The sequence below is a fragment of the Burkholderia sp. Ac-20344 genome (assembly GCF_017104975.1).
GTDB lineage: Bacteria > Pseudomonadota > Gammaproteobacteria > Burkholderiales > Burkholderiaceae > Burkholderia.
On record NZ_JAAGPP010000384.1, the window covers coordinates 1 to 945 of the forward strand.

Sequence of the window (945 nt, forward strand, 5' to 3'; positions counted from 1 at the left end):
CAGTTCATCGGGGAACAGCTTCGGCGTCTTCGGGTTCTTGCTCTTCTTGGTCACGGTTGCATCGGTCATAGGACGTTATTTCCGTTATCGTCTCATGACCTCGGCACACTAAAAATCTGACAGGCTCTCGGGCCGAGAATGTTGTGCCGAAGTACGGCGTCGTATCGCTCCTGTCGGCGCGCGGCCTCGAGTTGCAACATCAGATCCGCCGCCGTGATGAACTTCGTCTTGATGCCGGCCTGTGTCGCGGCATACCCGATGGCGATCGCGAGGTGGGTCTTGCCCACGCCCGACGGACCTAGCAACACGGCGTTCTCACCCCGCTCAATGAAGCGCAGGGTGGCGAGCTCGTCGATCGTCTTGCGCGGCGCCCCGACGGCGAAACTGTAGTCGTAGTCATCGAGCGTCTTGATGGCGGGGAACCCCGCCATGCGCACCAATGTTTGCCGCGAACGAACTTGCCTCGTCTCTCGTTCGTGCGCGAGCGCGTTCTCCAAGAAGTCGAGGAAACTCCATTGCTTAGCCGCCGCGTCGCTGGCCAGAGCGATGTATCGGTGCATCAGTCCCTCGAGCTTCAAACTCTGGCAGTGCCCGTCGATGCGTTCCTGCTGCAGGTTCATGCGCGCACCTCGGTCAGCAATTGCTGGTAGACGGACAACGGGTGCTGGATCGACATCGTGGGGTCAACGCGCGGCCGGGCGACGGCGCGAGCCGGCAATCGGGGCACCGCGTAGCCAGGCATATCGCGCAAGCAAGCCCGTTCTCGTTGCTCCAACAAAATCGCAGGGGCGAGCCCTGTAACCGGATGCACGCGCTGGTTGGCCACGTCGCGCAGCCATTTACTCACCTCGACGTTCGCAGTCACGGCGTCGAGCATCAAGCCGGATTGCTTGAGCTGGCTGGCCAGCGGCACATAGAAATTGCCGCGCAGATAGCGGTGGAATC

Annotated in this window: 2 pseudogenes; both read right to left on the reverse strand. The window is 61.5% G+C overall.

The features are described from left to right. Positions 1-125: 125 nt before the first annotated feature. Positions 126-620 (reverse strand): annotated as a pseudogene (gene istB, locus G3N64_RS39250) (IS21-like element ISBcen13 family helper ATPase IstB); the annotation flags it as partial. Next, a pseudogene (locus tag G3N64_RS39255) lies at positions 617-945 on the reverse strand (IS21 family transposase); the annotation flags it as partial. The pseudogenes G3N64_RS39255 and istB, both read right to left, overlap by 4 nt.